Below are 23463 nucleotides of genomic sequence, written 5' to 3'. Positions count from 1 at the left end.
TTCTGGTTCAAATACCTCGGGGGGAACATTGAAATCCCCGGATTTCAATGTGGGGGGCAGCGCCCCCTATTCCACGATCTCCGCCGTCTCCACCACCGCATGGAACAGCACATTGGTTCCGGCTGCGGCCCATTCGGGGCTGATCTCTTCGGCCTCATTGTGGCTCAGCCCATCCACACAGGGGCACATGACCATCGCCGTCGGGGCCACCCGGTTGATCCAACAGGCGTCATGACCCGCGCCGGAAATGATATCCAGATGCGAATATCCCAAACGTTCGGCGGCATTGCGCACAGCCGATACACACCCCTCGTCAAAGGTCACCGGATCGAATCCCCCAACCTTTTCGTATTCGATCTCGACCTCCATGGCCTCGGCCACCTTGTCGCCTTCAACGCGCAGACGGTCCTCCATGTCAGTGATCACATCCAATTCGGGTGACCGGAAATCGACCGTGAACACAACCTGCCCCGGGATCACATTGCGCGAATTCGGGAACACTTCGATATGCCCCGCAGCGCCGACCGCATGCGGCGCATGGGACCAGGCGATTTCATCCACCGCCTCGAGCACCCGCGCCATGGCGAGCCCGGCGTTGCGCCGCATCGGCATCGGCGTCGACCCGGTATGCGCGTCCTTGCCGGTGATGGTCACCTGCGTCCAGCTGAGCCCCTGCCCATGTGTGACCACACCGATATCAGTGTCTTCGTTTTCCAGAATCGGGCCCTGTTCGATGTGCAATTCAAAAAACGCATGCATCTTGCGCGCGCCGACCTCTTCGTCCCCGCGCCAGCCGATGCGCGACAGCTCATCGCCAAATTTCTTGCCCTCGGAATCTTCGCGGTCATAGGCCCAATCCTGAGTATGAATTCCCGCAAACACGCCGGATGACAACATCGCGGGCGCATAGCGCGTGCCCTCTTCGTTGGTGAAATTCGTCACCACGATCGGATGTTTCGTCTTGATCCCCAAGTCATTGAGAGATCGCAGAATTTCCAGACCGCCCAGCACGCCCAGGACCCCATCATATTTGCCGCCCGTCGGCTGGGTGTCCAGGTGCGAGCCCACATAGACCGGCAGCGCATCCGGGTCGGTGCCTTCGCGCCGCGCGAACATATTGCCCATCTGATCGAGCCCCATCGTACAGCCCGCGTCTTCGCACCATTTCTGGAACAACGCGCGCCCTTCGCCATCTTCATCTGTCAGTGTCTGGCGGTTATTGCCTCCGGCAACACCGGGTCCGATCTGAGCCATTTCCATCAGGCTGTCCCACAGCCGTTCGCCGTTGATTTTCAGATTTTGTCCAAGCGCGGTCATCGCCGTCGTCCTTCCCCGTCTGTCTCGCCGTTTGCGGCGTTGTTTTTGCTGTTGGTCATCACGTCTGCGTGACATCTGCCGCCACTGTGATTTGACCAACTGGTCAAACTCAGGCTATCACGGGTGGGACACCAGTCAAGAAATTGCAGCGCGACATCTGGAAAAAGCCCCACAAAATCGGGCATATCATCAAATTTCAGGCAAACCGCACGCACCAGGACAATACCGAGGATCAAACAGACGCCCATGGCCCAGGATCGAGCCCCGACCCGCATCCAGAAAAAGAATCGCGCCGCCATTCTCGAAGCTGCATTGGATGTGTTTTCTGCCAACGGATTTCGCGGGTCAACCGTGGATCAAATTGCCAATGCAGCCGGGCTGTCCAAGCCCAATCTGCTCTACTACTTCCCCTCCAAGGAGGCGATTTTCACCGAACTTTTGTCCCAGTTGCTGGACACCTGGCTGGATCCGCTGCGCGAATTGGATGCGGCGGGCGATCCGATGGAAGAGATCCTGGCCTATGTTCAGCGCAAGCTGCAACTGAGCCGGGATTTTCCACGGGAAAGCCGGCTGTATGCCAATGAAATCGTTCAGGGTGCACCGCGTATGATCGAGGTGCTATCGACCGACCTCAGAACATTGGTCGATGAAAAAGTCACCGTGTTGGAAACCTGGATGCGCGAGGGGAAAATTGCCCGAACCCATCCCAAACACCTGCTGTTTTCGGTGTGGTCGCTGACCCAGCATTACGCCGATTTCGATGTTCAGGTACGCGCGTTAATGGCAGATGAAGACCCGTTTGACGGCGCTGCCGATTTCCTTGAGGGCCTTTACCGACGCATGCTGACCCCGCTCTGATCTGTGAACTTCTATCACTAACACATTGATACAAAAGATTACGGGCGGCTCGTTTGAACCGCCCGCTTCGTCTTGTTTGAACTTGCTCGCCGTTACTCGGCGGCGCAGGTCCCCGGATTGTTGGGGTGGGTTGTCCAGTTGGCGTATTCTTTCTCGACCACCTTGCCGGTGCGCGGGTCAACCGATCCGGGCTCCATAACTTCCATGGTGATGCAGTTCTCAACCGGGCAGACGTTGACGCACAGATTGCAGGCCACGCATTCTTCGTCCTTGACGCTGAACACCCGGTCTTCGCTCATCGCGATTGCCTGATGCGAGGTATCTTCGCAGGCAGCATAGCACCGACCGCATTTGATACAGGAATCTTCGTCAATCTTGGCCTTGGAGATGTGGTTCAGGTTCAGATACTGCCAGTCGGTGACATTCGGCACGGCCATACCCAGGAAATCGGCAGTCGATTCATACCCCTTCTCATCCATCCACTGGCTCAGCCCGCTGATCATCTCTTCGACGATGCGGAAACCATAGGTCATCGCGGCGGTACAAACCTGCACATTGCCCGCGCCCATCGCCATGAATTCCGCCGCATCGCGCCATGTGGTGATACCGCCAATGGCCGAAATCGGCAGGTTTTTGGTTTGTGCATCCCGGGCAATTTCGGCGACCATGTTCAGCGCGATGGGTTTGACTGCGGGACCACAATAGCCACCATGGGTGCCCTTGTCGCCAATGGTCGGGTTCGGTGCCATGGCGTCCAGATCGACCGAGACAATCGAGTTGATCGTGTTGATCAGGCTGACCGCATCCGCGCCCCCCGCCATGGCCGCGCGGGCCGGCAGGCGCACATCGGTGATGTTCGGGGTCAGCTTGACGATCACCGGTTTGTCATAGTTTTCCTTGCACCAGCGGGTGACCATTTCGACATATTCCGGCACCTGCCCAACGGCAGATCCCATGCCACGTTCGGCCATGCCGTGCGGGCAACCAAAGTTCAGCTCGATCCCATCAGCGCCAGTGGCCGCGACCTTGGGCAGGATCGCCTTCCAGGCCTCCTCCTCGCACGGGACCATCAGCGACACGATGATCGCGCGATCCGGATAGTCTTTTTTGACCCGGGTGATTTCTTCGAGGTTGGTTTCCAGTGGGCGGTCGGTGATCAGTTCGATATTGTTGAGCCCCAGCAGGCGACGGTCCGCCCCCCAGATCGCGCCATAACGCGGGCCGTTCACATTGACGACGGGCGGTCCTTCGGACCCCAGCGTTTTCCACACCACACCGCCCCATCCGGCCTCAAATGCGCGGCGGACGTTATATTCCTTGTCCGTTGGCGGCGCCGAGGCCAGCCAGAACGGGTTCGGGGATTTGATCCCCAGAAAGTCTGTTGTCAGATCAGCCATTTGTCTGTTCCTTTAGAAAAAGGGGCGCGGGTCACCTGGGAGAATTGCGACCCGCCGCCCGCTCAGCCCATCAGGCTGCTGTGGATGTCCATTGCAGCGTCGCGGCCTTCGGCCACAGCGGTTACGGTCAGGTCTTCGCCACCCGAGGCACAGTCGCCCCCGGCCCAAACCCCGGCAACCGAGGTGCGACCTGCGTCATCAACCTTGATCTTGCGGCCTTCGATTTCCAGACCTTCGGGTGCGCCTTCCAGCGTCTGGCCGATGGCCTTGAAGATCTGATCCGCAGCGATCCGTACGGTTTCGCCGGTTCCGGTCAAAGACCCGCCGGTGCTGGAGGTGTATTCCAGCTCGATCTCGGCAGCTGCGCCATTGCCATGCACGGCGACTGGCTGAACATTGAACATCAGCTTGACGCCCTTGGAGGCCGCCAGATCCTGTTCAAACCCGCTGGCCCCCATTGCGCTGCGATCGCGACGATAGGCGATGGTGACGTTTTCCGCGCCCAACAGTTTCGACTGCACGGCGGCATCCACTGCGGTCATACCGCCGCCAATCACCACGACATCTCGGCCAACAGGCAAGGTGCGCAGATCGTCCGCCTGACGCAGTTCGGAAATGAAATCAACGGCATCGCGCACGCCGTCCTTGTCCTCGCCCGCGGCCCGCAGGGCATTGACCCCAGCCAGACCAATTGACAGGAACACCGCGTCATGATCAGCTTTGAGACCATCAAGCGTGAGACCTCGGCCCAACCCCTGGCCATGCTCAACGGTGATCCCACCGATCTGCATCAACCATTCGACTTCGCGTGCGGCGAAATTTTCCGTCGACTTATACGACGCGATCCCGAATTCATTCAGGCCGCCGGATTTCGGTTTGGGCTCATAGATCACCACGTCATGGCCCAGCATCGCCAGACGATGCGCCGCCGAAAGACCCGCAGGCCCTGCCCCGACGATGGCAATTTTCTTGCCAGTGCTGTCCGCCCGGGTGAACGGATGCACGCCCGACGCCATCAACGTATCGGTGGCAAAGCGCTGAAGGCGGCCAATCTCGACCGGCTTGCCTTCGGCCGTTTCACGCACACAGACCTCTTCGCACAGCGTTTCCGTGGGGCAGACCCGGGCACACATGCCGCCCAGGATGTTCTGGCTCAGGATCGTGCGCGCCGCCGCCTCGGGATGGCCGGTCTGGATTTCGCGCAGGAACATGGGAATGTCGATGTCTGTGGGGCATGCGGTCGTGCAGGGTGCGTCATAGCAGAAATAGCACCGATCTGCGGCCACTGCCGCCTCGTGTGCGTCATAGGCTGGATGCAGATCCGAAAAGTTTTCGGTGATCTGTTCGGCGGACAAACGCCCTGCCTGAACTCCGGATGCCTGATGGCTGGTCGCCATTGGGTGTCTCCCTGATGTTTTGTTCTTGTCCTATCAGAGTGCCACATTTTATTTTTTTATCAACTGGTAAAATTTTGACCGGATGAAAAAAATATGGCCACCTGAAATCAGATGGCCAGCAAATCTTTGATATCAAACCGCTATCCGTGATTGCACAAAATTACAGCATTTGGGCCAAATGCCCTGTTTTGATCCAAACACGGGCCCCATCGGGCCCCGCGCGGCCTGAAAACCCCTGTCCCGGCGGCAGGCGCAGCCAGTCCCAGCGCGCAAATTCTTCGCCGTTTTCCGTGAAGCCACCGTCCACAACAAAAACCTCCATGCCCCCTTCGGGTTCCTTGCCGACCCTGGCTCCTGGTGCCCAGGTTTCGACGCGCACCTCTTCGTGGGCATCATGGAACAGTGGCAACACCGGATCGGCACCGATATTGGTGTTGATCTGAACCTGATGCCTGTCCTCGGGTTGGAATTGATGCAGTTTGACCAGAATAATAGCGCCGTCCATCGCGGCAGGCGTGTGGCGCGATGTGGGCGGGTTGCGCACATAGGATCCCACCGGGAAATCCCCCAGTTCGTCCTGAAACACCCCGTCCAGCACCAGGTATTCCTCGCCCCCGTCATGGGTATGGGCCTTGAAGGCGCTGCCCGGTGCGAACCTGACAATGGTTGTCGCCCGCGCGACCTCTTTGCCAATCCGGTCCAGCATTTTGCGTTCAACCCCTGGGGCCGGAGAGGCAATCCACGGGGTGTCATCAAAGTGAACTGCCACTCTTTTGGCAAAATCGGCATTGATCCGCATGAGGCCCTCCTGATGTCCGCGCTACGGGGCATATGGCCCCGACCATCGCCCCACAAAAGCATCTTCACGCACAGGTGACCAGAGAAACGCTGCGAAGAAAACCCATCAGGGGGCGATCAGCGGTCTCAGGATGGCAGAACCGCCGTGGCTTCGATTTCGATCTTGGCGTCATCTTCGACCAGCCCGGCCACCACGACCATCGCCATGGCAGGGAAATGGTATCCCATCACATCGCGGTATGCCTTGCCGATTTCGCCCTGTCGCGCGACGTATTCCCGTTTGTCCGTCACATACCAGGTCAGGCGAATGATATCTTCGACCTTGCCGCCGGCCGCTTCGACCACGTCGCGGATATTTTTCAGGGTCTGGACCATCTGACCAATAAAGTCATGGGTTTCGAACACCTGTTGCGCATTCCAGCCGATCTGCCCGCCCACACACAATACACGCCCCTCGGCCACCATGCCGTTGGCATAGCCTTTTGCGGGTTTCCATCCTTCGGGATGTACAGAGATTGCGGGCATGACGGGCTCCTTGACTTGTGACCGGGACGCGGCGGGTTTTGGAGAGTGTGCGGAATTTCCGGATTTATTTCAAGTTTAAAGTTTCAAGCATAAAGAAATTACGAGATCGCCCAAAAATGAAAAACCCGCCTCTTCAAACCAAAGAAACGGGTTCAATTCACATCAAACGACGCCACGTCAGGCGCGTTCAGAATATTCCATGGTTTCGGTGTTCACCACGATCATTTCGTCCTGACCGACAAAGGGCGGCACCATGACTTTGACCCCATTGTCCAGAATCGCGGGTTTGAACGAATTGGCCGCGGTCTGACCTTTGACGACCGGTTCGGTCTCGACGATCTGACAGGTGACTTTCTGCGGCACGGTGGCGTTCAACGCTTCGCTTTCGTGGAACTCCACAACGATGGTCATACCGTCCTGAAGGAACGGGCGACGATCGCCCAACAATTCGGCAGGCAGTTCGATTTGCTCGTAGGTTTCGGTGTCCATGAACACCAGCATTCCGCCGCTTTCATACAGGAATTGTTGGTCTTTTTGCTCCAGACGCACCCGTTCGACCTTGTCCGCGCTGCGGAAGCGTTCGTTCAATTTGGACCCGTTGCGCAGGTTGCGCAGTTCGACCTGCGCGAATGCCCCACCCTTGCCGGGTTTCACATGATCCACTTTGACCGCGGCCCAAAGCCCGCCGTTGTGTTCCAGAACATTGCCGGGACGGATCTCATTGCCGTTGATCTTAGCCATGCGTTAAATCCCTCTGGGGTAGTTGATGATTTGCTTGCCGACCCTATATCTGGCAGGCGCAAGACTGGCAAGACAACCTATCTCGTGCTGCACCTGCAGCAAGCCATGCACCAAATGCATAAAAGCTATGCAAAAACGGGGTACCCGAATCACTATTGTTCAGTCATAAGGAGCGCCACGCCGAAATTGCAAGAGCAAGAACAACAAGGAAGACGAGATGAGAGATTTCGTTGACGGCACTGCCTTTAACAACGAGCAGGGAAACCGGGCTCGTAAACTGTTTGCAGCAGTTGTGTTGGCTGCGCTGGATGACGCCATTGCCGATGATAAAAAATACGGGAATGGCCCAGAACAAATTGCCCGTTGGGCCCGCTCGCGCGATGGGCGCGAGGTGCTGAGCTGTGCCGGGATCGACCCCAATGAGCGGGTTGTGAACGGATTGATGGAGTTCGTGGGTCGCGGTGTGCGGACCTCGGTTGCTCTGTCACGCGAAGAAAGCGAGCGTCGCAATGCCGCTCAACAGGCCGAAGCGGCCTGATATCAAATGCATTGCGCAGATTGAAGGGCGCGCCTGGTCGGCGCGCCTTTCCAATTTCCCCCCTGCTGTGAGTGGTCGCCCCAGAGTGATCTCTGTCCTGTGATCGTCCTTTGCTGTGATTGTACCGCTGTGACCCGCCTTTGGTGATCGTCCTGATGGGCTCCCGCCCGGTGTCGGTTTCCCTGGCGGGAAACCTCCACCCGTTGGGCGTGGCCTCTTGCCGGGCACAGCCCAACAAGAGGCTGGGACAGCGCCTGCTGTCGTCTTTGAGCACAAACAGGACGGGTCCAAAGCTGCATTCAGGATGGGGCATTCCTAGTCTTCCACCAGACGGAAAAATCGGTCATGTCAGAGCCAGACGACAGGAGAGAGACCATGACACGCGCCATCATGATTCAAGGCACCGGCAGCAACGTCGGAAAATCGTTGGTGGTCGCAGGATTGGCGCGGGCCTTTGTCAACCGCGGGCTGCGGGTGGCCCCGTTCAAACCACAGAACATGTCCAACAATGCCGCGGTTACGCCCGAGGGCGGGGAAATCGGGCGCGCACAGGCGCTGCAGGCCCGCGCCGCGCGCCGCACGCCGCATACCGACATGAACCCGGTGTTGTTGAAGCCCGAGACCGATACCGGTGCCCAGGTGATCGTTCATGGACAACGCCGCGGCACCCGTTCCGCGGGCAGTTTCATGCGCGACAAGAGCGGTTTGCTAGATGCCGCGCTGGAGAGTTTCGCGCGGCTGGCAGCCGACGCGGACTTGGTGTTGATTGAAGGCGCAGGATCACCAGCAGAAACCAACCTGCGCCAGGGCGACATAGCCAATATGGGCTTTGCCTGTGCTGCAAACGTGCCAGTCCTGTTGGTAGGTGACATCCATCGTGGCGGCGTGATTGCCCAGATCGTGGGCACCCAGGCCGTTCTGGACCCCGTGGATCTGGATCAAATTGTCGGATTTGCCGTCAACCGGTTCCGCGGCGATCTGAGCCTGTTTGACGGGGGGCGCGATGACATCGTGCGGCGCACCGGGTGGCCCTGTCTTGGGGTGGTTCCCTGGTTCAACGAAGCCTGGCGTCTGCCTGCCGAGGACATGATGGACATCGCCTCGCACGTGGGCGGGGCCTGCAAGATCGTGGTCCCGCAGCTGGAGCGTATGGCCAATTTCGACGACCTGGACCCGCTGTCGGCCGAACCTGGTGTGACGGTCGACATCGTTCCTGCCGGGCGCGCGCTGCCCGGTGACGCCGATCTGATCCTGATTCCGGGGAGCAAATCGACAATCGGAGACCTGGCCTATTTGAAGGCACAGGGGTGGGATGTGGACATCCATGCCCATGTTCGGCGCGGCGGTCACGTTCTGGGCGTGTGTGGCGGCTATCAAATGCTGGGCAAGACAATTGACGACCCCGATGGTGTCGATGGGCACCCCGGCAAGGTTGATGGATTGGGGTTGCTGGATGTCGATACAGTCATGGGCGGCACCAAGACCGTTACCCTGACCCAGGCGCATGTGCTGGACAGCAATGAACCGGTCGACGGTTACGAAATTCATATGGGACGCAGCAGCGGTCCGGATTGTGATCGGGCCTGGCTGGGCATAGATGGGCGACGCGAAGGTGCCCGATCCCGGTCGGGTCTGGTCCGCGGCACCTATCTGCACGGTCTGTTTTCATCGGACCCCTTTCGCGCCAAATTCCTGGAGGAACTGGGGCATCAAAGCGACCTGCGCTATGAAGACGGCGTGGACGACGTTCTGGATCAGCTTGCCGTGCATCTGGAAGAACACCTCAACTTGGACCAGCTGTGGGATCTGGCAGGGCCAGTTGCGCAGGCCACCCGCACAGCCAGTTGACCCCGGGTTTTGCCACTGGCACGGCCAGGCATGTCGAGTCAGATCAACGATTGGCCAGAGCGCCATCCAAGGCACTCGTGGCTGCGGTGATCCAGATAAATTGAGAGGGTCTCAGTCCAGTTCCTGCGCCACCAGCGCCCGATGGATTTCCCGCCGCACGAGTTTGCGCACATTGCGGGTGATCCGCTCCCCCAGAGCCCCTTGTAGCTCTTGACGGACAATGTCGGCAACCAATTCGCGCAGGCTTTCTTCATCCAGAAACGTGTCGTCGCCTGCCAGCACATCCAGATCCTCATCGACCTCGGTTGACTCGGTGTCGGCAATCGGGGCTGCCTCCGGATCTGGCACGATCGCGGCCATCGCGGCGGTGTCATCGGTTTCCAGCGGATCCGAAAGCTCCTCATCGACATGGTCCTGCCATTCGATGGTCACTGTCGGGGTGCCAGCATAATCATCTCCGAAATCGCCATCCGGCTCCCAGTGGTCATCGCTTTGATTGATGGCCGTCTCAAGAGCGGCAATCCGGGCGCTGAGCGGTTCGTCGGCGTCGGCTGTGTCATCGTAACCGGCGGCCTCATGCAGGTGCGCGGCATCGTCCAGATGGCGCTCCACCTGGTCCTGCACGTCGTCTTGGTCATGGGGCGGGTGTTCCGGGACCAGAACCGGGTCTGTCAGGACTTCGACCTTGGCCGCTGAAAACAACGTATTTTCAGGGTCGGCCCACGGCACATCATCGGCATCATCTGCCGGTTTGGCCGCCTCTGTTTCCATTTGGGAATCGGGAAGGTCGTCAGAGACGAAGTCTGCGACCAATTCCTCCGGGATCGTTTCGGGAGCGTCTGCCGCCTGGGTTTGGGTCAACTCCTGGTCCCCATCCTGAAGATCCCCGTCATTGACCGCGATGGACACCCGTTGGCTGTCCCCCAGCCGCATGGGGGCCGGGCTGTCCTGCGCAGAGGAGAGCGTGGATTCCGCTGCGGACTCTGCCACACGCAAAGATGGCGTCAGGACCAGCCGTGGCGGTTTTGGGACCTCTCGCGGTTCAGGAGCAAGTTCCTCACGGCGTGAATCTTCGCTCACCAAACGGCGAATTGACGACAGAACATCCTCTATCGCGGCATTTGATACAGGTTCAGACATCCGAAGCCACCACTCTTAACTCTGTCGCAAGTGTAGCTTGTGACAGAGTTTCAGACAACCGATAGAGTGAATTGTTATTTCTTTCCCAACGCTTCCAGAACACGGTCCAGATCACGCCCCTGTTTGCTGTACTTGGCGGGTGCGCCTTTGACCAGGTTGTAATACAGCAGCGGGTCATAGATTTCGACCGCCAACCCCAACCGTTCAGCGGTCAACAACCCCTGCGCGGACAACAGTGAAAACGACGCGATGATCTGTTCAGCCTGGGCCTGGATATGGGCAGTGTTGGCGTTCAACAGTTCCTGTTCCGCCTGCAACACATCCAACGTGGTCCGTGCCCCCAATGTGGCCTCTTCGCGAATCCCGTCAAAGGCAACCTGGGCCGCCCGGATCTGTTCCCTGCGCGATGTAATGTTGGCCCGCGCGACATCCAGCGACACAAAGGCGTTATCGACCCCCTGAACCACATTGCGCTGAACCGTAATCAAGGCGCTGCGCTCTGCATCACGCACCGCTTTGACCCGGCGAATGCCCGCAGAGAGGCTGCCGCCCCGATACAACGGCTGGGACAGGTCGATACGCGCTGCCAGGTTGTCCGTTGTAATGCTCGAATTTGTGTCCTGGTTGGTCAGACCCAGATCGGCCTGAAAGCTGACAGAGGGGCCCAATGTCTTGTTCTGGGCCTGCACCGTGAGCTCGGCCGCCTTGACCCGGTGTTGCTGGTTCAGCAGATCCGGGTGGCCTTGCAAGGCGATGGAACGGGCCGTGGACACCGAAGCCACCCGTTTGGGCAACGTGGGATAAGCCGTCACCACGCCAGGATCATTGCCCACCGCGTTGGCGTATTCCGATTTGGCGTCGATCAGGGCTCCGCGGGCGTCCGTCAGGCTCGCCTCGGCCGCCGCGACGCGGCTCTCGGCCAGCGACACATCGGTCCGGGTCACTTCACCCACGTCGAAACGGTCCTGTGCCGCGCGCAATTCTTCGCGCAGCAGCCGCAGGTTGTTCTGCCGCAGAGCCACATTTTCCTGCTGCAACAGAACGCTGGTATAGGCAACAACCGCCCGCAGCAGAATTTGCTGCTCGATCGACACCAACGCCTGACGGGTCGCCAAAACGGTTTCCTGTGCGGCAATAGCCGAAATCCGGGTGGCCCCACCATCATACAGCAGCTGGTTCAACCGCAACCCGGTAAAGAGCGTCGTCGAATGCCCCGTCCCATGTGCCACGCCGGCCGAATTGTACCGCAGGCTCCGTTCGGCGCTGCTGATCCAGTTGATCACCGGTCGCAGCCCCGAAACCGACAGGGCGACGTCTTCGTCCGCGGCCCGCAGCAGGGCCCGGTTCTGTTCCAGAAGGCCGCTGGTCTTGTAAGCGCCAATCATGGCGTCGGTCATATTGTCGGCCTGCGCCCCTGAAACCAGAGCCCCGACAGCGACGCTGCCAGCCAGAACCAATTTTCGAAAAATGCCTGTTGTCCGTTTCGTGCCCATGGGTCGCCTCGCCTGTTAGACTCTGTCCGAATTGCCGGAGCTATTATTAAACAACGCCCTCACCCCGGATGACCCGGGGTGATCGCCTTAGAGCGCGAATTCATGCGCCTTTTCAAATCCATTTAGAACCGGTGCCGCCGCATTGAACGCCAGACGCCACGAGATGTCCCCGCCCGCCTTGTGACCAACGCGCAATTCGCCCAGATTGCCCGACATAAAGATGCAGGCGATGCGCCCGCCTTCCTTCAGCTGATCCGTCACGGCCGCTGGCAGGTCTTCAACACCACCCTGAAGCAAAATGACATCGTAGGGTCCATGTTCGGCGGCTCCTGCCGTCAGTGCGCCCTTGTGGACAACCGCATTGTCGGCTCCGGTTTGCGCCAAAAGCTCCTGTGCCTCATCGGCCAGTTCGTCTTCTTCGACCAGAATCACGGCCTGGGCCATTTGCGCCAGAACCGCACCGGAATATCCCAATCCACCGCCGATATCCAAAACCAGCTCGTCATTGGTGATATTCAAAACATCCAGCATCTTGGCCAGAGTACGCGCATCCAGCATCATACGCCCCCCACCAACCGGCAGGATTTCGTCGGCATAGGCGGCCTCGCGCTGTGCATCCGGCACGAAAATCTCGCGCGGGACGTCCAACATGGCGTCAATGATCGGAAATTTGGTTACATCTGAGGGGCGCACCTGGGTGTCGACCATCATGACGCGACGTGCGGCAAAGTCTGTCATTTGCTAAACTCTTCTGTTCAGTCGGTTGCAACAGGTTTTGCCACATCCCCGCCGGGGCGGCAACGGCAGAAGCCGCAAAAGCCTGTCAAACTCCGCGACAGAATGCACCGATTGGCGCAAATCGGCCAGCCTTGTGTTATTTCTTCTTCACAAATTTGGTCAGGATCACGATCCGCTGGCCTTCGACACGGCCTTCGATGTGGTCGGGATTGTCCTGAACCAATGAAATCCCCCGCACTGCGGTGCCCCGTTTGGCTGTGAACCCCGCGCCCTTGACCGGCAGATCCTTGATCAGCACGACATTGTCACCCTGCGCCAGCGGCGCTCCATTGCTGTCACGGTGTTCGGAGGCAACCGCCACCGCATCGACCCAAGCCTGGGTTTCTTCGTCCAGCCACAGCTGATCTGACAGATCCCGCGCCCAATCGTGATCCTCCAACCGTTTCAGCAGCCGCGCCGACAATACCTGAATCGCGACATCTTCGGACCACATGGACCCGGCCAGACACCGCCAGTGGTTGGCGTCCAGATCGCCGTCTATCTGGGTCTGGCAGGTGTCACAAATCTGGCACCCTGCCTCATCCGGCCCGCCCTCGACCGCAAAGAACCGCAAAGGGGCGTCAGAGGAACAAAGCGAACAGGACATGGGGGATCTCCAAGGTTGGTTTGGGGCGGGTATAAGAGGTGCAGATCAGGAAAGACAGAGGGGCCGGCGTCGGCATTCCCAATACCAGCCCAACAACCATCCATCAGTTGCCATCAGAGCATAGGCTGCAAGACCCGGGAGGTCGTAAACCTTGGGCAAAACTTCTAACTTGGGGGCCGGATCGTGAAATTGGCCGAGATCAAGTCGGAAACATACCCCGTCAGATTTTCAAAGGTTACATCCCTAGGCATCACACCAAAGAAAGACCGGGCACCCGCCGCAAACACCCCGAGGAGATTTGCGACCCAATGTCTGGACAAACCCACCGGCCGCATTTGGAACGATGATCCCCTTTGGCGTCTTGCTGCGGGCGAGCGTCCGTAGGCTTCTTTTGCATTCATCTCTATGTGAGTTTTTCGGGATGTAAGTTTTTCGGGCTTTCGGGCTTTAGCCCGGTGTCAAAATTCTGCACCACCAACGGAAGAATCTGCACCGCCAACAGGAGAACACGCCAGGCTCCTCAAGCGATCCGCCTTTGATGTATATCCTGTTGCTTGGCCGTAAGCCATTTGCCCAAATCCCGCTGTTGCTGAAAAATCGGAAATTCCGTGAAAGTGGCCTTGAAAACATGAGATGGGCACAAACGCATGCGAACGCTTGACCAATCCGCGATTCCAAATCATATGCCTCTCCATGACAGACCTCGCTCATATCCGCAATTTCTCCATCGTCGCCCATATCGACCATGGCAAATCCACCCTTGCTGACCGGCTCATCCAAGAGACCGGCACGGTCAAGGACCGTGACATGAAGGAACAGCTGCTCGACAGCATGGATATCGAGCGCGAACGCGGCATCACCATCAAGGCCAACACGGTGCGCATCGATTACATCGCCGATGACGGTCAGGAATACGTCCTGAACCTGATCGACACCCCCGGCCACGTCGATTTTGCCTATGAGGTCTCCCGCTCGATGCGCGCGGTCGAAGGCTCGCTGCTGGTGGTCGACAGCTCCCAAGGTGTCGAAGCCCAGACATTGGCCAATGTCTATCACGCGCTGGATGCGGATCACGAAATCGTCCCGGTGCTGAACAAGATTGATTTGCCGGCTTCGGATTGTGACCGCGTGGCCGAACAGATCGAAGACGTGATCGGCATTGATGCCTCCGAAGCCATCCGCGTCAGCGCCAAAACCGGTCAGGGCATTCACGAAACGCTCGAGGCGATCGTGCGCGACCTGCCCGCCCCGTCCGGTACGCTTGACGCGCCGCTCAAGGCGATGCTGGTGGACAGCTGGTATGACGCCTATCTGGGCGTGATTGTTCTGGTCCGCATCATTGATGGCGTGATGAAAAAGGGCATGCGCGTCAAATTCATGTCCAACGACACGCTGCACCATGTGGACCGCGTTGGCGTCTTCCGCCCGGAAATGGCAATGGTCGACTCCCTGGGCCCCGGTGAAATCGGATTTCTGACGGCCTCGATCAAACAGGTGCGCGACACCCGTGTCGGCGACACGATCACCAATGATCGGAATGGGACCGAAGTCGCGCTGGACGGTTTCAAACCCGCACAGCCCGTTGTGTTCTGTGGTTTGTTCCCGGTTGATTCCGCCGAATTCGAAGACCTGCGCGACGCCATCGACAAACTGGCCCTGAACGACGCCTCCTTCAGCTTTGAGATGGAGACCTCGGCGGCGCTGGGATTTGGCTTTCGCTGTGGGTTCCTGGGACTGTTGCACCTGGAAGTGATCCGCGACCGGATCGAACGCGAATACAACATTGAACTGATCACCACCGCCCCATCGGTGATCTACCACGTCTACATGAAGGGCAAAGACGGAGAAGCAGGCGAAAAAATCGACCTGCACAACCCTGCCGACATGCCCGACATGTCCAAGGTCGACCACATCCAGGAACCGCGGATCAAGGCAACTATCCTGGTCCCTGACGACTATCTGGGTGACGTGCTGAAGCTGTGCCAGGACCGGCGCGGCATTCAGGAGAACCTGACCTATGCGGGATCCCGCGCGATGGTGGTGTATGACCTGCCGCTGAACGAAGTGGTGTTCGACTTTTACGACCGGTTGAAATCGGTGACCAAAGGCTATGCTTCCTTTGATTATCAGCTGACCGGCTATCGCGAAGACAATCTGGTCAAGATGTCGGTGCTGGTGAATGACGAACCCGTAGACGCGCTGTCGATGATGGTCCACCGGGACCGCGCCGAAATGCGCGGCCGGGCCATGTGCGAAAAGCTCAAGGATCTGATCCCGCGTCACATGTTCAAGATCCCGATCCAGGCGGCCATCGGCGGCAAGGTCATCGCCCGCGAAACCCTGTCTGCCCTGCGCAAGGACGTGACCGCCAAATGCTACGGCGGCGACGCGACCCGGAAACGCAAACTTCTGGACAAACAGAAGGCCGGCAAGAAGAAGATGCGCCAGTTCGGGAAAGTGGATATCCCGCAGGAAGCATTTATTTCTGCACTCAAAATGGATTCCTAAATCCATTTTAAGTGCGCGTGGGTGCCAGCGGTTGGCGCAGCCAACTGCGTGCCCGCAAGGTGGATCTCTGGGTACTCGCCGGCGATGAATATGGGTAGTTGAAGTCGATAGTAAGGGTGAAATAGTTTTGAGGCGAAGCAAAGGCTTTGCCTCTTTTTTTTGAAAGAATACAATGCAAGCACTCTCGCAATTACCTGAGCGCTTGGTCAGATATCGACCGGCAGACAATAAATTCCTGGACGCGGAACTAAAGAACTTGGCCGAAGGTAATGTCTTCTTACAAAAACTGTCGTGTCAAAATGACGGAACAGAAGGCAAACCACAACTTCTCAAATGCTCAACTGCCGAACTTATCGACTTAAGCAGGCGCCTCATTCGGGGCGCTGGCCGTAGGCTGGGGAGTTCTCACGAACTGTGCCAAGTCGGTACAAACAGAGCATCAGCGCGGGCCTATCTTGCTAATCGTCGAAAATGGCAGGGAAAATTCATTTCGATAGCACCCGAGCACATACGCATCGCTTGTTTTTCAAACTCTGTGAAAGACAACGAAAAATATATGTGGCGAAAATACGGGAGCAATGGGCGCGGCTTTCGACTGCTTTTCGATTTTGACCAGAACGCTAGCTCTTATGGAAATTCGTTTTGGGCAAAAGTTCACTATTCTCAACCAAGAGACAGAAGAAAAATCTCCGAAGCCGAATTGATTGCAGCCGAGTTTCAGGTCAATGGTGCTGACATTTTTTCTGACGTTCCGGAACAATGGATTGGGATCCTTCAAGCATTCGCAGCTTGCAAACCCCAAAAATGGGAAGAGGAAGACGAGCTACGGCTCATCAAGTTCTCACTATCTCCAAGTCTAGAGGCAGAGGATAGTTATTTTGCACTTCCGGCGTTCAATCTAAGCGGAGTGACATTTGGCTGGAATATAGATCGAGTTCTGGCGAAGAAGGTGAAGCAAGCACTTGGCGACAGCCTCGCCTACTCTTTTCAACAGGCACTCTAAGATTTCAGCTTCTTAGCCCGGCACCGCCGGGCAGCGCCCGCCCCTCACCACGGGAGGGCGCTTCACGCCCACCTAGGGTCAGTCGCTGCCCTCTAATGTGCTCGGCGACATAGGTTGCACAAAGTCATCACTCCCTGGGTTCCGCCCGTACACGGCTGAAACGCTCCCCCAGAGCATTTCCGGGACGCCGCTCACTCCCCACGAGAGGGCGCTTTCAGCATCCCCAGAGACAGCTGTTTCCTTCCGGTCTGTCACAGCCACCTCGGCACTCTGGCAAAAACCCGCCCGGTCTGATGCGCCTGTCTCCAGCGGTTCAGCACCGCCAAAGCCTGCTCCGCCGCCCCCCTATGCCGCCCGTGCACGCCTCCGCTTTATTCTGGTACGCGTGCCAAAGGAACCTCCCACGCCGGACACAGGCGCGCAAACTCGGGTCGCCATGACGAAACGTTTCGCCATCACCCAAGCCACCCAAATATTGCCCCACCCCCAACTTTGCGCCATAGTGCCGCGAAACCCCAAGGTGACTGGGCACAAGACCCGGCACCGGTGCTATGAGGCAAGACCATGAAACATCTGACGATCGCCCTGCTGTGTGTGGGCGTTGCAATGACAACTGTTCCGACCCCGACCCTCGCCGGGACGGGAGTGATTGAACGTGCGTGTCGCCAATCCAACCGCACCGCCGCCAACCCGTCGCTGTGTCGCTGTATCCAGAAGGTCGCGAACAAAAGCCTGAGCCATTCCGAACGCCGCAAGGTGTCAAAATGGTTCAGCGATCCCCACCGCGCGCAGGAAGTGCGCCAGTCCGACAACCGCTCGGACGAGCGGCTGTGGCTGAAGTACAAGGCATTTGGCCAACAGGCCCAAAAAACCTGCGGCTGATCCTCTCCCGTCAGATGTAGGGTGCGTGCTGGCACGCACCGCACCGGCGGCGCGGTCACATGGCCCTGCGGGTGTCCTGTGCTTGCAGCTTCTCCAAACGGATGTCCGCCGTGCGGGCGTGGCCTTCCATGCCCTCGGCCCTTGAAATCGCCGCTGTCGCGCGCGCCAGATCACCCACTGCCTCAGGCGCCACCCGTTGCCAGGTCACTGTTTTCAGAAACTTATGGGCACTCAGCCCCCCGGTATAGCGCGCCGCGCGTGATGTGGGCAGCACATGGTTTGGCCCTGCCGCCTTGTCTCCGAATGCCACCGTGGTGTGTTCGCCCAAAAACAGCGATCCATAGGCCGACAGATGCCCCCGCCACCACGCCAGATCCGCCGCCTGTACATGCAGATGTTCAGGGGCATATGTATTCGCCACGCGGGCCATTTCGCCGCGGTCAGCGCACAGGATCACCTCTCCCAACGCGTCCCATGCGGCGCGGGCCTGATCTCGGTTCAGTTCGGGAAGGCTGGCGATGCAGACAGGCACCAGGCGCAAAACCTCCTCCGCCAGCACCCGGTCATCCGTCACCAACCAGACTGGTGAATTATACCCGTGTTCCGCCTGCCCGGCCAGATCCCAGGCCACGGTCCGCGGATCGGCTGTTGCATCAGCAATCACCAGCGAATCCGTCGGCCCGGCAAACATGTCGATGCCCACGGGACCAAACAGCTGGCGTTTCGCTTCGGCCACGAATTGGTTCCCTGGCCCCACGAGAATGTCGGCTGGCGCACAGCCAAACAATCCCTGTGCCATGGCCGCAACGCCCTGAACACCACCGAGATTCAGAATGCGGTCTGCCCCGGCTAGATCCATGGCAAAAAGGATCTCTGCCGGAATCCCCTGCCCCGGACGCGGCGGCGAGCAGGCAATCACGTTGGGCACCCCCGCCGCGCGCGCCGTTGTGATGGTCATCAACGCAGACGCGATATGCGCATAGCGCCCCCCCGGCACATAACATCCCGCGGCGTTCACCGGGATCTGGCGCTGTCCGGCCACCAGACCGGGGCGGATTTCCACCTCGATATCCGTGGCGCTCGCCCGCTGGGCTTCGGCAAAGCATTTGATGTTTTCGTGGGCATAGCGAATGGCTTCCTTCAACGCCGGGGTCACGTGAGCCGCTGCCGCATCGATTTCTGTGCGACTGACGACGATATCGCCGCTCCACCTGTCCAACTGATCGGCATAATCACGCACTGCGCCCTCTCCATCAGCGGCAATGCGCTCTAACATCCCGCGCACGATGGTTTCAGTTGACCCTGCGGAACCCTCAGCGATACCAAGACTGGATTTTAGATAGGTAACACCTGGGATTTCGGCGGATTTTTCGAAGGACATGGGGAAAACCTGACTATGTTGCACCTTGACCCATTGGGGTCAGAGTTTCAGAAAAGACAAAACGTTGCGGAGACCAGACATGCTGATGAAGGGGGTTACATTGCGCGGGCTCGAAGTTTTCGAAGCCCTTGCAAAAACGGGATCGGTTGCACAAACCGCCGAAATAACCGGATTGAGCCAACCTGCCGTGTCCCAACAATTGCGCAACCTTGAAAAGGCGCTGGGGGCTGATCTGGTCGACCACAGTCGCCGCCCGATGCGGGTGACACCAGCAGGAAAATCGTTTTTGGCGCGCACTGAATCCGTGCTGTCGGAACTGCGTCTGGCACAAAGCGAGCTGACCGTGATGGACCTGACCCATCTGAGCACGCTGTCGATCGGGCTGATCGACGATTTTGACAATGACCTGACCCCGCGGCTGGCCACGATCCTGGCCGACAGTCTGACCAAATGCCGGTTCAAGATGATCACCGCGCCCAGCCATGAAATCACCAAGGCCATGGAAGAGCGCAGCCTGCAGGTTGCTGTTTCGGCCAGCACCGGTCAACTGATCGATGGCATCACCGAATACCCGGTGATCCGCGACCCGTTTATTCTGGTGGCACCGCGCGGCCATTTCACCAATCCCAAGGCGGAAATAAGTGGTTTGAGCGACTTGCCCCTGCTGCGGTACGCGCGCGAACAGTTGATCAGTCGGCAAATCGAAGCACATCTGGCCCGACAAAAGCTGGACTTTGAAGAGCGGTTTGAAATCGGCAGCCATTTGGCGTTGATTGCAATGGTTGCGCGTCGTGTAGGATGGGCGGTGACAACGCCGCTTGGCTATATGCGGGCGGCCCGGTTCCACGATCAAATCGATGTATTTCCGTTGCCGTTCGGGGCGTTTTCGCGCACGATTTCGGTCTTTGCCGGGGCGGACTTCGCCGATGAAGTCCCCCGCGATATTGCCCAGACCCTGCGCCATCTGGTGCAAAGCCAGATGATTGATCCGGCGATCTCGCAGCAGCCCTGGCTGGCGGGACAGCTGCGCGTCATCGCAGGATGACACCCTCTGCCGATGACCGTGGCGGTGCCCGGCCACCGTCCGGATGCGGAGGGTCGTTCGCCGACTGAATTGCTGTGAAAGAGGCATCAAAGTCCAGTTGCAAAATCCAAGGTGACCTCAAATCTCACAGCTCATTCCCCGGCGGCAAGTCCCCGGGGTCAAGATTTGACAACAAGACCTATCAGTTTTCAATTTCCTTAATCTGATCAGAGAGTCACACCGCTTTCGATCCGGGTCTTCAGCCCTTGGGCCGCGATTTCGATCAGATCCAGCGCGCCATCAAAATCGCGGGTGTAATAGGGGTCGGGCACGTGATCCGCCCCGGCTTGGGGCGCAAAGTCGGTGAACAGCCGAACAGGCACCGTATTTCCATCAGGGCGCAGCCGTTGGATATCGCGCAGATTGGCGTCATCCATGGCGACGATCAGGTCAAACCGCATAAAATCACGACCTGTAAACTGGCGGGCCCGCAAATCAGACAGATCAACATTGCGCGCCCGCGCGGCCTGGAGCATCGGGCCATACGGCGGCTCTCCCACATGCCATCCGCCGGTGCCGGCACTGTCCGTCGTGATCGTCGGACAGAGGGCGCGGAACACGCCTTCGGCGGCAGGGGACCGGCAGATATTGCCGAGGCAGACAAACAGAATTTTCTGGGCCATGATGCTCCCGATTTACAGCGGCACTGGAAGGTCTTTGAACCACCAAGTATGAAACGGTTCACCGTGAAGATCAAAGCGAATGACCACCCCCGCACCCACCCGACCTGGTCATTTGTGCAAAGGGACAAAACAATGAACAACATCGTCATTCTGACTGGCGCGGGCATTTCAGCCGAAAGCGGATTGGGTACGTTTCGGGACGCCGGTGGCCTGTGGGCGCAACATCGGATCGAAGATGTGGCGACACCCGAAGGGTTTGCCCGCGATCCAGACCTGGTTCATGCGTTCTACAATGCCCGGCGGGCCAATGCGGCCGGTGCCCGCCCAAATGCCGCGCATCACGCGTTGGCACGCTTACAGCGGGAATGGCGCGGATCTGTCACGCTGATCACTCAGAATGTGGATGACCTGCACGAACAGGGCGGGTCCGGGGATGTCATGCACATGCATGGGACGCTGGCCGGGGCTGTGTGTGGCCAATGTCAGCACCGCTGGCCTGCACCCCAGGAGATGGCCACGGATGACACCTGCCCGGCCTGCCACGCCCCCGCGACCCGGCCGGATGTGGTCTGGTTCGGCGAAATGCCCTATGATATGGATATCATCTATGACCGGCTTGCCATGGTCGACATCTTTGCCGCCATTGGCACCTCTGGACAGGTCTATCCTGCCGCGGGTTTTGTCCAGGAGGCACGCCGCGCGGGCGCACATACGGTCGAACTGAACCTCGAATCCTCTGGCGTTGGCGGGCTTTTCGACGAAACACGCCTGGGCCCTGCCAGCCAAAGCGTCCCACTCTGGGTCACTGACCTTCTGTCTTCACAGAGCACCAAAAGGGCGGACTTCTGAAAGAAGCCCGCCCCGGTTCGGTCGACGGCCGCAGCGCGGCCCGAGACCGGACCGCGCCCGTCACATCGCGATCAGTTGTTGTCCATCTCGCCGTGTTTCATGCCATGTTCGGCCTGACGTTCTGAATCCACGGGAATTTCGACAATCATGTCACCTGCCTTCTCAAAGGTCAGGGTGACGCTGATGGTTTCGCCCTGCACCAGCGATTTGGTCAGCCCCATGAACATCACATGATCGCCGCCCCGCTGCAGCATATGGGTTTCGCCCGCCGCAATCGGGAACCCGTCTTCGTCGTGGCGCATCTGCATCACGCCATTTCCAGCGTCGATATGGGTGTGCAGCTCGACCCGTTTGGCAATATCCGAACTGGCCCCGATCAGCACATCATCCTGGCCCGTCATGTTCATGACTCCCATGAACGCCGCCCCAGTGGGCGCATTTTCACGGGCGGACCGGGCATAGGGGTCCATGATCTTCATCATGCCTTCGGCGTAGGTTGCGCCGGCAATCGTGACAGCAGCAGCGGTAACACAGATAAGAGTTTTGAAAGACATCGTCGTTCTCCTCACAGAGGTTGGTCTGAATAGTTCGAAAAATCGGGTGGGAACAGATCAGACACGGGCCGGAGGTGCCCGTGCAGTGGCTTCCAGGTGGAACGCGGTCAGAGACGGCAACACCACATCCGGCCCAAAAGCCTGCCCCGCAACGGATTGTGGCAGATCAAAAGGGACCGGAGGCTCTGCGGACACCATCAGGTTCTGCACACATTCCGGACAGATATGGGGCGGTGATGTCGGTTGCCCCTCCGCATCCACATAGACAATCTCGGGGCCGGTTCCGGTACAGATCACCATCTGACCGGTGGCGTCACTCATCGTCCGCATGGACGCCGCACTGTGTCCGGTCGCGACCAGACTCAGCGTGAGCGTCAGGGCAAGGATCTGTGCCAGATATGTGCAAAGCCTGTGCATGTCGCGCCAGATATGACTCTGTCAGGCAGCCTCTGCAACCCCAACGGCTGCGGCAGAGCGCCCCGCCGCCTCATGCGCGAAACGCCGCCACCCATCGCCCCCGCCACAACGCAAAACGCCGCGCAGCAGGTGCACGGCGTCAGCTATTCGGAATGGTAAAAGCGATCAAGCTTCGGCGGTTGCAGCCTTGGCGATCTCTTTTTTCACTTTCAGCGCGGCAGCCGACAGTTCGTCGTCTTTTGCCTTGGCCAGGAATGCGTCCAGACCACCACGGTGATCGACCGAGCGCAGAGCGGCGGCCGAGATGCGCAGCTTGACGCCACGACCCAGGGTTTCCGACTGCAGGGTCACATCGTTCAGGTTCGGCAGAAACCGACGACGAGTTCTGTTTTTCGCATGGCTGACATTGTTGCCAGTCATCGGGCCTTTTCCGGTCAATTCGCAACGGCGCGACATATTCATCTTCCTTCGTTCTAGAGGCACCGGCGCGGGGTCAGTCCGAATCGAATGCCAAATCACAAGGGGCGCTGCCATTGGCTGCGCCCGAAAACTGGTTGGATGCGTTTAGGAGGAATCGCGGTCAGGGTCAAGCCATATGCCACGGATTTGTCACGCATCCGTCACGCCGCAGCAAGAATTGGGTTTCACCACGACGAGTCGCCGCCCTTCATATAGAAATGGCCCCAGGGGGGCCATGCCTTTGGGAACAGTTTTTGAGACGAAATG

24 protein-coding genes are annotated in these 23463 nt (G+C 58.7%); 8 read left to right on the top strand and 16 right to left on the bottom strand.

Annotation, left to right across the window (positions count from 1 at the left end):
• Positions 1-66 precede the first annotated feature (66 nt).
• Complete coding sequence (locus QEZ52_RS08780; protein ID WP_406649541.1) at positions 67-1317, bottom strand: Zn-dependent hydrolase; 1251 nt, start codon at positions 1315-1317, stop codon at positions 67-69.
• A gap of 246 nt (positions 1318-1563) precedes the next feature.
• Here QEZ52_RS08780 and QEZ52_RS08775 point away from each other — a divergent pair, with 246 nt between their 5' ends.
• On the top strand, positions 1564-2175 hold the full coding sequence (locus QEZ52_RS08775) for a TetR family transcriptional regulator C-terminal domain-containing protein (RefSeq protein WP_406649538.1): 612 nt from the start codon (positions 1564-1566) through the stop codon (positions 2173-2175).
• Positions 2176-2267: 92 nt separating this feature from the next.
• Here QEZ52_RS08775 and preA read toward each other — a convergent pair whose 3' ends face one another.
• The 5 genes from preA to efp form a co-directional block, all read right to left on the bottom strand.
• On the bottom strand, positions 2268-3572 hold the full coding sequence (gene preA / locus QEZ52_RS08770) for an NAD-dependent dihydropyrimidine dehydrogenase subunit PreA (RefSeq protein ID WP_406649536.1): 1305 nt from the start codon (positions 3570-3572) through the stop codon (positions 2268-2270).
• A 62-nt stretch (positions 3573-3634) separates the two neighbouring features.
• Positions 3635-4969, bottom strand: a complete 1335-nt coding sequence (locus tag QEZ52_RS08765; protein ID WP_406649534.1) for an NAD(P)-dependent oxidoreductase — start codon at positions 4967-4969, stop codon at positions 3635-3637.
• Between the two features lie 160 nt (positions 4970-5129).
• Positions 5130-5768 (bottom strand): cupin domain-containing protein, encoded by a 639-nt coding sequence (locus QEZ52_RS08760; protein ID WP_406649532.1) that lies wholly within the window; start codon positions 5766-5768, stop codon positions 5130-5132.
• 125 nt (positions 5769-5893) lie between these two features.
• The gene (locus QEZ52_RS08755; protein WP_406649530.1) at positions 5894-6292 is read right to left on the bottom strand and encodes a RidA family protein; all 399 of its coding nucleotides are present in this window, start codon (positions 6290-6292) and stop codon (positions 5894-5896) included.
• A 177-nt stretch (positions 6293-6469) separates the two neighbouring features.
• On the bottom strand, positions 6470-7033 hold the full coding sequence (gene efp, locus QEZ52_RS08750) for an elongation factor P (RefSeq protein WP_406649527.1): 564 nt from the start codon (positions 7031-7033) through the stop codon (positions 6470-6472).
• A 217-nt stretch (positions 7034-7250) separates the two neighbouring features.
• Between efp and QEZ52_RS08745 the strand changes: the two genes are divergently transcribed.
• Positions 7251-7571: a DUF6280 family protein gene (locus tag QEZ52_RS08745; protein ID WP_406649525.1), complete on the top strand. Its 321-nt coding sequence runs from the start codon at positions 7251-7253 to the stop codon at positions 7569-7571.
• 375 nt (positions 7572-7946) lie between these two features.
• On the top strand, positions 7947-9419 hold the full coding sequence (locus QEZ52_RS08740; RefSeq protein WP_406649523.1) for a cobyric acid synthase: 1473 nt from the start codon (positions 7947-7949) through the stop codon (positions 9417-9419).
• 111 nt (positions 9420-9530) lie between these two features.
• Here the strand turns inward: QEZ52_RS08740 and QEZ52_RS08735 are convergent, their stop codons facing one another.
• The 5 genes from QEZ52_RS08735 to QEZ52_RS08715 form a co-directional block, all read right to left on the bottom strand.
• Positions 9531-10559: a hypothetical protein gene (locus tag QEZ52_RS08735; protein WP_406649521.1), complete on the bottom strand. Its 1029-nt coding sequence runs from the start codon at positions 10557-10559 to the stop codon at positions 9531-9533.
• A 74-nt stretch (positions 10560-10633) separates the two neighbouring features.
• Entirely contained in the window at positions 10634-12052 is a 1419-nt protein-coding gene (locus QEZ52_RS08730; RefSeq protein ID WP_406649519.1) for a TolC family outer membrane protein, read from the bottom strand.
• 87 nt (positions 12053-12139) lie between these two features.
• The gene (locus QEZ52_RS08725) at positions 12140-12790 is read right to left on the bottom strand and encodes a protein-L-isoaspartate O-methyltransferase (protein WP_406649517.1); all 651 of its coding nucleotides are present in this window, start codon (positions 12788-12790) and stop codon (positions 12140-12142) included.
• A gap of 136 nt (positions 12791-12926) precedes the next feature.
• Positions 12927-13436, bottom strand: coding sequence for a PhnA domain-containing protein (locus QEZ52_RS08720; protein ID WP_406649515.1), 510 nt, complete (start codon positions 13434-13436; stop codon positions 12927-12929).
• Positions 13437-13894: 458 nt separating this feature from the next.
• Positions 13895-14119 carry a hypothetical protein gene (locus QEZ52_RS08715; RefSeq protein WP_406649513.1) on the bottom strand — a complete coding sequence of 75 codons (225 nt, stop codon included), beginning with the start codon at positions 14117-14119 and terminating at the stop codon, positions 13895-13897.
• A gap of 10 nt (positions 14120-14129) precedes the next feature.
• Here QEZ52_RS08715 and lepA point away from each other — a divergent pair, with 10 nt between their 5' ends.
• From lepA to QEZ52_RS08700, 3 genes are all read left to right on the top strand, one after another.
• Positions 14130-15944, top strand: coding sequence for a translation elongation factor 4 (gene lepA, locus QEZ52_RS08710; protein WP_406649511.1), 1815 nt, complete (start codon positions 14130-14132; stop codon positions 15942-15944).
• Positions 15945-16116: 172 nt separating this feature from the next.
• On the top strand, positions 16117-16947 hold the full coding sequence (locus QEZ52_RS08705) for a DUF2971 domain-containing protein (RefSeq protein ID WP_406649508.1): 831 nt from the start codon (positions 16117-16119) through the stop codon (positions 16945-16947).
• Positions 16948-17511: 564 nt separating this feature from the next.
• Positions 17512-17829: a hypothetical protein gene (locus QEZ52_RS08700; RefSeq protein ID WP_406649504.1), complete on the top strand. Its 318-nt coding sequence runs from the start codon at positions 17512-17514 to the stop codon at positions 17827-17829.
• A gap of 55 nt (positions 17830-17884) precedes the next feature.
• On the opposite strand, the gene hisD is transcribed toward QEZ52_RS08700, so the two are convergent.
• Complete coding sequence (gene hisD, locus QEZ52_RS08695) at positions 17885-19210, bottom strand: histidinol dehydrogenase (protein WP_406649500.1); 1326 nt, start codon at positions 19208-19210, stop codon at positions 17885-17887.
• A 79-nt stretch (positions 19211-19289) separates the two neighbouring features.
• Here hisD and QEZ52_RS08690 point away from each other — a divergent pair, with 79 nt between their 5' ends.
• Positions 19290-20255: a LysR family transcriptional regulator gene (locus tag QEZ52_RS08690; RefSeq protein ID WP_406649499.1), complete on the top strand. Its 966-nt coding sequence runs from the start codon at positions 19290-19292 to the stop codon at positions 20253-20255.
• A 206-nt stretch (positions 20256-20461) separates the two neighbouring features.
• Here QEZ52_RS08690 and QEZ52_RS08685 read toward each other — a convergent pair whose 3' ends face one another.
• A complete protein-coding gene (locus tag QEZ52_RS08685) occupies positions 20462-20917 on the bottom strand; it encodes a low molecular weight protein-tyrosine-phosphatase (RefSeq protein WP_406649496.1) in 456 nt (151 codons plus the stop codon).
• A 132-nt stretch (positions 20918-21049) separates the two neighbouring features.
• Between QEZ52_RS08685 and QEZ52_RS08680 the strand changes: the two genes are divergently transcribed.
• Positions 21050-21766, top strand: coding sequence for an NAD-dependent deacylase (locus QEZ52_RS08680; protein WP_406649493.1), 717 nt, complete (start codon positions 21050-21052; stop codon positions 21764-21766).
• A gap of 71 nt (positions 21767-21837) precedes the next feature.
• Here the strand turns inward: QEZ52_RS08680 and QEZ52_RS08675 are convergent, their stop codons facing one another.
• From QEZ52_RS08675 to rpmB, 3 genes are all read right to left on the bottom strand, one after another.
• On the bottom strand, positions 21838-22320 hold the full coding sequence (locus QEZ52_RS08675) for a copper chaperone PCu(A)C (protein WP_406649490.1): 483 nt from the start codon (positions 22318-22320) through the stop codon (positions 21838-21840).
• Positions 22321-22377: 57 nt separating this feature from the next.
• Positions 22378-22737 (bottom strand): hypothetical protein, encoded by a 360-nt coding sequence (locus tag QEZ52_RS08670; RefSeq protein WP_406649487.1) that lies wholly within the window; start codon positions 22735-22737, stop codon positions 22378-22380.
• A 165-nt stretch (positions 22738-22902) separates the two neighbouring features.
• Positions 22903-23193 carry a bL28 family ribosomal protein gene (gene rpmB / locus QEZ52_RS08665; RefSeq protein WP_406649485.1) on the bottom strand — a complete coding sequence of 97 codons (291 nt, stop codon included), beginning with the start codon at positions 23191-23193 and terminating at the stop codon, positions 22903-22905.
• Positions 23194-23463: the final 270 nt, after the last annotated feature.

The sequence above is a fragment of the Aliisedimentitalea scapharcae genome, assembly GCF_045277565.1.
GTDB lineage: Bacteria > Pseudomonadota > Alphaproteobacteria > Rhodobacterales > Rhodobacteraceae > Aliisedimentitalea > Aliisedimentitalea scapharcae.
This window is presented reverse-complemented; position numbering and strand designations above follow the sequence as displayed.

Coding starts and splice junctions, on each gene's coding strand:
- QEZ52_RS08725 (WP_406649517.1), bottom strand. CDS start 12,790: ATGACAGACTTTGCCGCACGTCGCGTCATGATGGTCGACACCCAGGTG.
- QEZ52_RS08730 (WP_406649519.1), bottom strand. CDS start 12,052: ATGGGCACGAAACGGACAACAGGCATTTTTCGAAAATTGGTTCTGGCT.
- QEZ52_RS08760 (WP_406649532.1), bottom strand. CDS start 5,768: ATGCGGATCAATGCCGATTTTGCCAAAAGAGTGGCAGTTCACTTTGAT.
- QEZ52_RS08715 (WP_406649513.1), bottom strand. CDS start 14,119: ATGATTTGGAATCGCGGATTGGTCAAGCGTTCGCATGCGTTTGTGCCC.
- hisD (WP_406649500.1), bottom strand. CDS start 19,210: ATGTCCTTCGAAAAATCCGCCGAAATCCCAGGTGTTACCTATCTAAAA.
- QEZ52_RS08755 (WP_406649530.1), bottom strand. CDS start 6,292: ATGCCCGCAATCTCTGTACATCCCGAAGGATGGAAACCCGCAAAAGGC.
- preA (WP_406649536.1), bottom strand. CDS start 3,572: ATGGCTGATCTGACAACAGACTTTCTGGGGATCAAATCCCCGAACCCG.
- QEZ52_RS08745 (WP_406649525.1), top strand. CDS start 7,251: ATGAGAGATTTCGTTGACGGCACTGCCTTTAACAACGAGCAGGGAAAC.
- QEZ52_RS08705 (WP_406649508.1), top strand. CDS start 16,117: ATGCAAGCACTCTCGCAATTACCTGAGCGCTTGGTCAGATATCGACCG.
- rpmB (WP_406649485.1), bottom strand. CDS start 23,193: ATGTCGCGCCGTTGCGAATTGACCGGAAAAGGCCCGATGACTGGCAAC.
- QEZ52_RS08675 (WP_406649490.1), bottom strand. CDS start 22,320: ATGTCTTTCAAAACTCTTATCTGTGTTACCGCTGCTGCTGTCACGATT.
- QEZ52_RS08670 (WP_406649487.1), bottom strand. CDS start 22,737: ATGCACAGGCTTTGCACATATCTGGCACAGATCCTTGCCCTGACGCTC.
- QEZ52_RS08775 (WP_406649538.1), top strand. CDS start 1,564: ATGGCCCAGGATCGAGCCCCGACCCGCATCCAGAAAAAGAATCGCGCC.
- QEZ52_RS08740 (WP_406649523.1), top strand. CDS start 7,947: ATGACACGCGCCATCATGATTCAAGGCACCGGCAGCAACGTCGGAAAA.
- QEZ52_RS08765 (WP_406649534.1), bottom strand. CDS start 4,969: ATGGCGACCAGCCATCAGGCATCCGGAGTTCAGGCAGGGCGTTTGTCC.
- QEZ52_RS08735 (WP_406649521.1), bottom strand. CDS start 10,559: ATGTCTGAACCTGTATCAAATGCCGCGATAGAGGATGTTCTGTCGTCA.
- efp (WP_406649527.1), bottom strand. CDS start 7,033: ATGGCTAAGATCAACGGCAATGAGATCCGTCCCGGCAATGTTCTGGAA.
- QEZ52_RS08690 (WP_406649499.1), top strand. CDS start 19,290: ATGCTGATGAAGGGGGTTACATTGCGCGGGCTCGAAGTTTTCGAAGCC.
- QEZ52_RS08700 (WP_406649504.1), top strand. CDS start 17,512: ATGAAACATCTGACGATCGCCCTGCTGTGTGTGGGCGTTGCAATGACA.
- QEZ52_RS08780 (WP_406649541.1), bottom strand. CDS start 1,317: ATGACCGCGCTTGGACAAAATCTGAAAATCAACGGCGAACGGCTGTGG.
- QEZ52_RS08685 (WP_406649496.1), bottom strand. CDS start 20,917: ATGGCCCAGAAAATTCTGTTTGTCTGCCTCGGCAATATCTGCCGGTCC.
- QEZ52_RS08680 (WP_406649493.1), top strand. CDS start 21,050: ATGAACAACATCGTCATTCTGACTGGCGCGGGCATTTCAGCCGAAAGC.
- QEZ52_RS08720 (WP_406649515.1), bottom strand. CDS start 13,436: ATGTCCTGTTCGCTTTGTTCCTCTGACGCCCCTTTGCGGTTCTTTGCG.
- lepA (WP_406649511.1), top strand. CDS start 14,130: ATGACAGACCTCGCTCATATCCGCAATTTCTCCATCGTCGCCCATATC.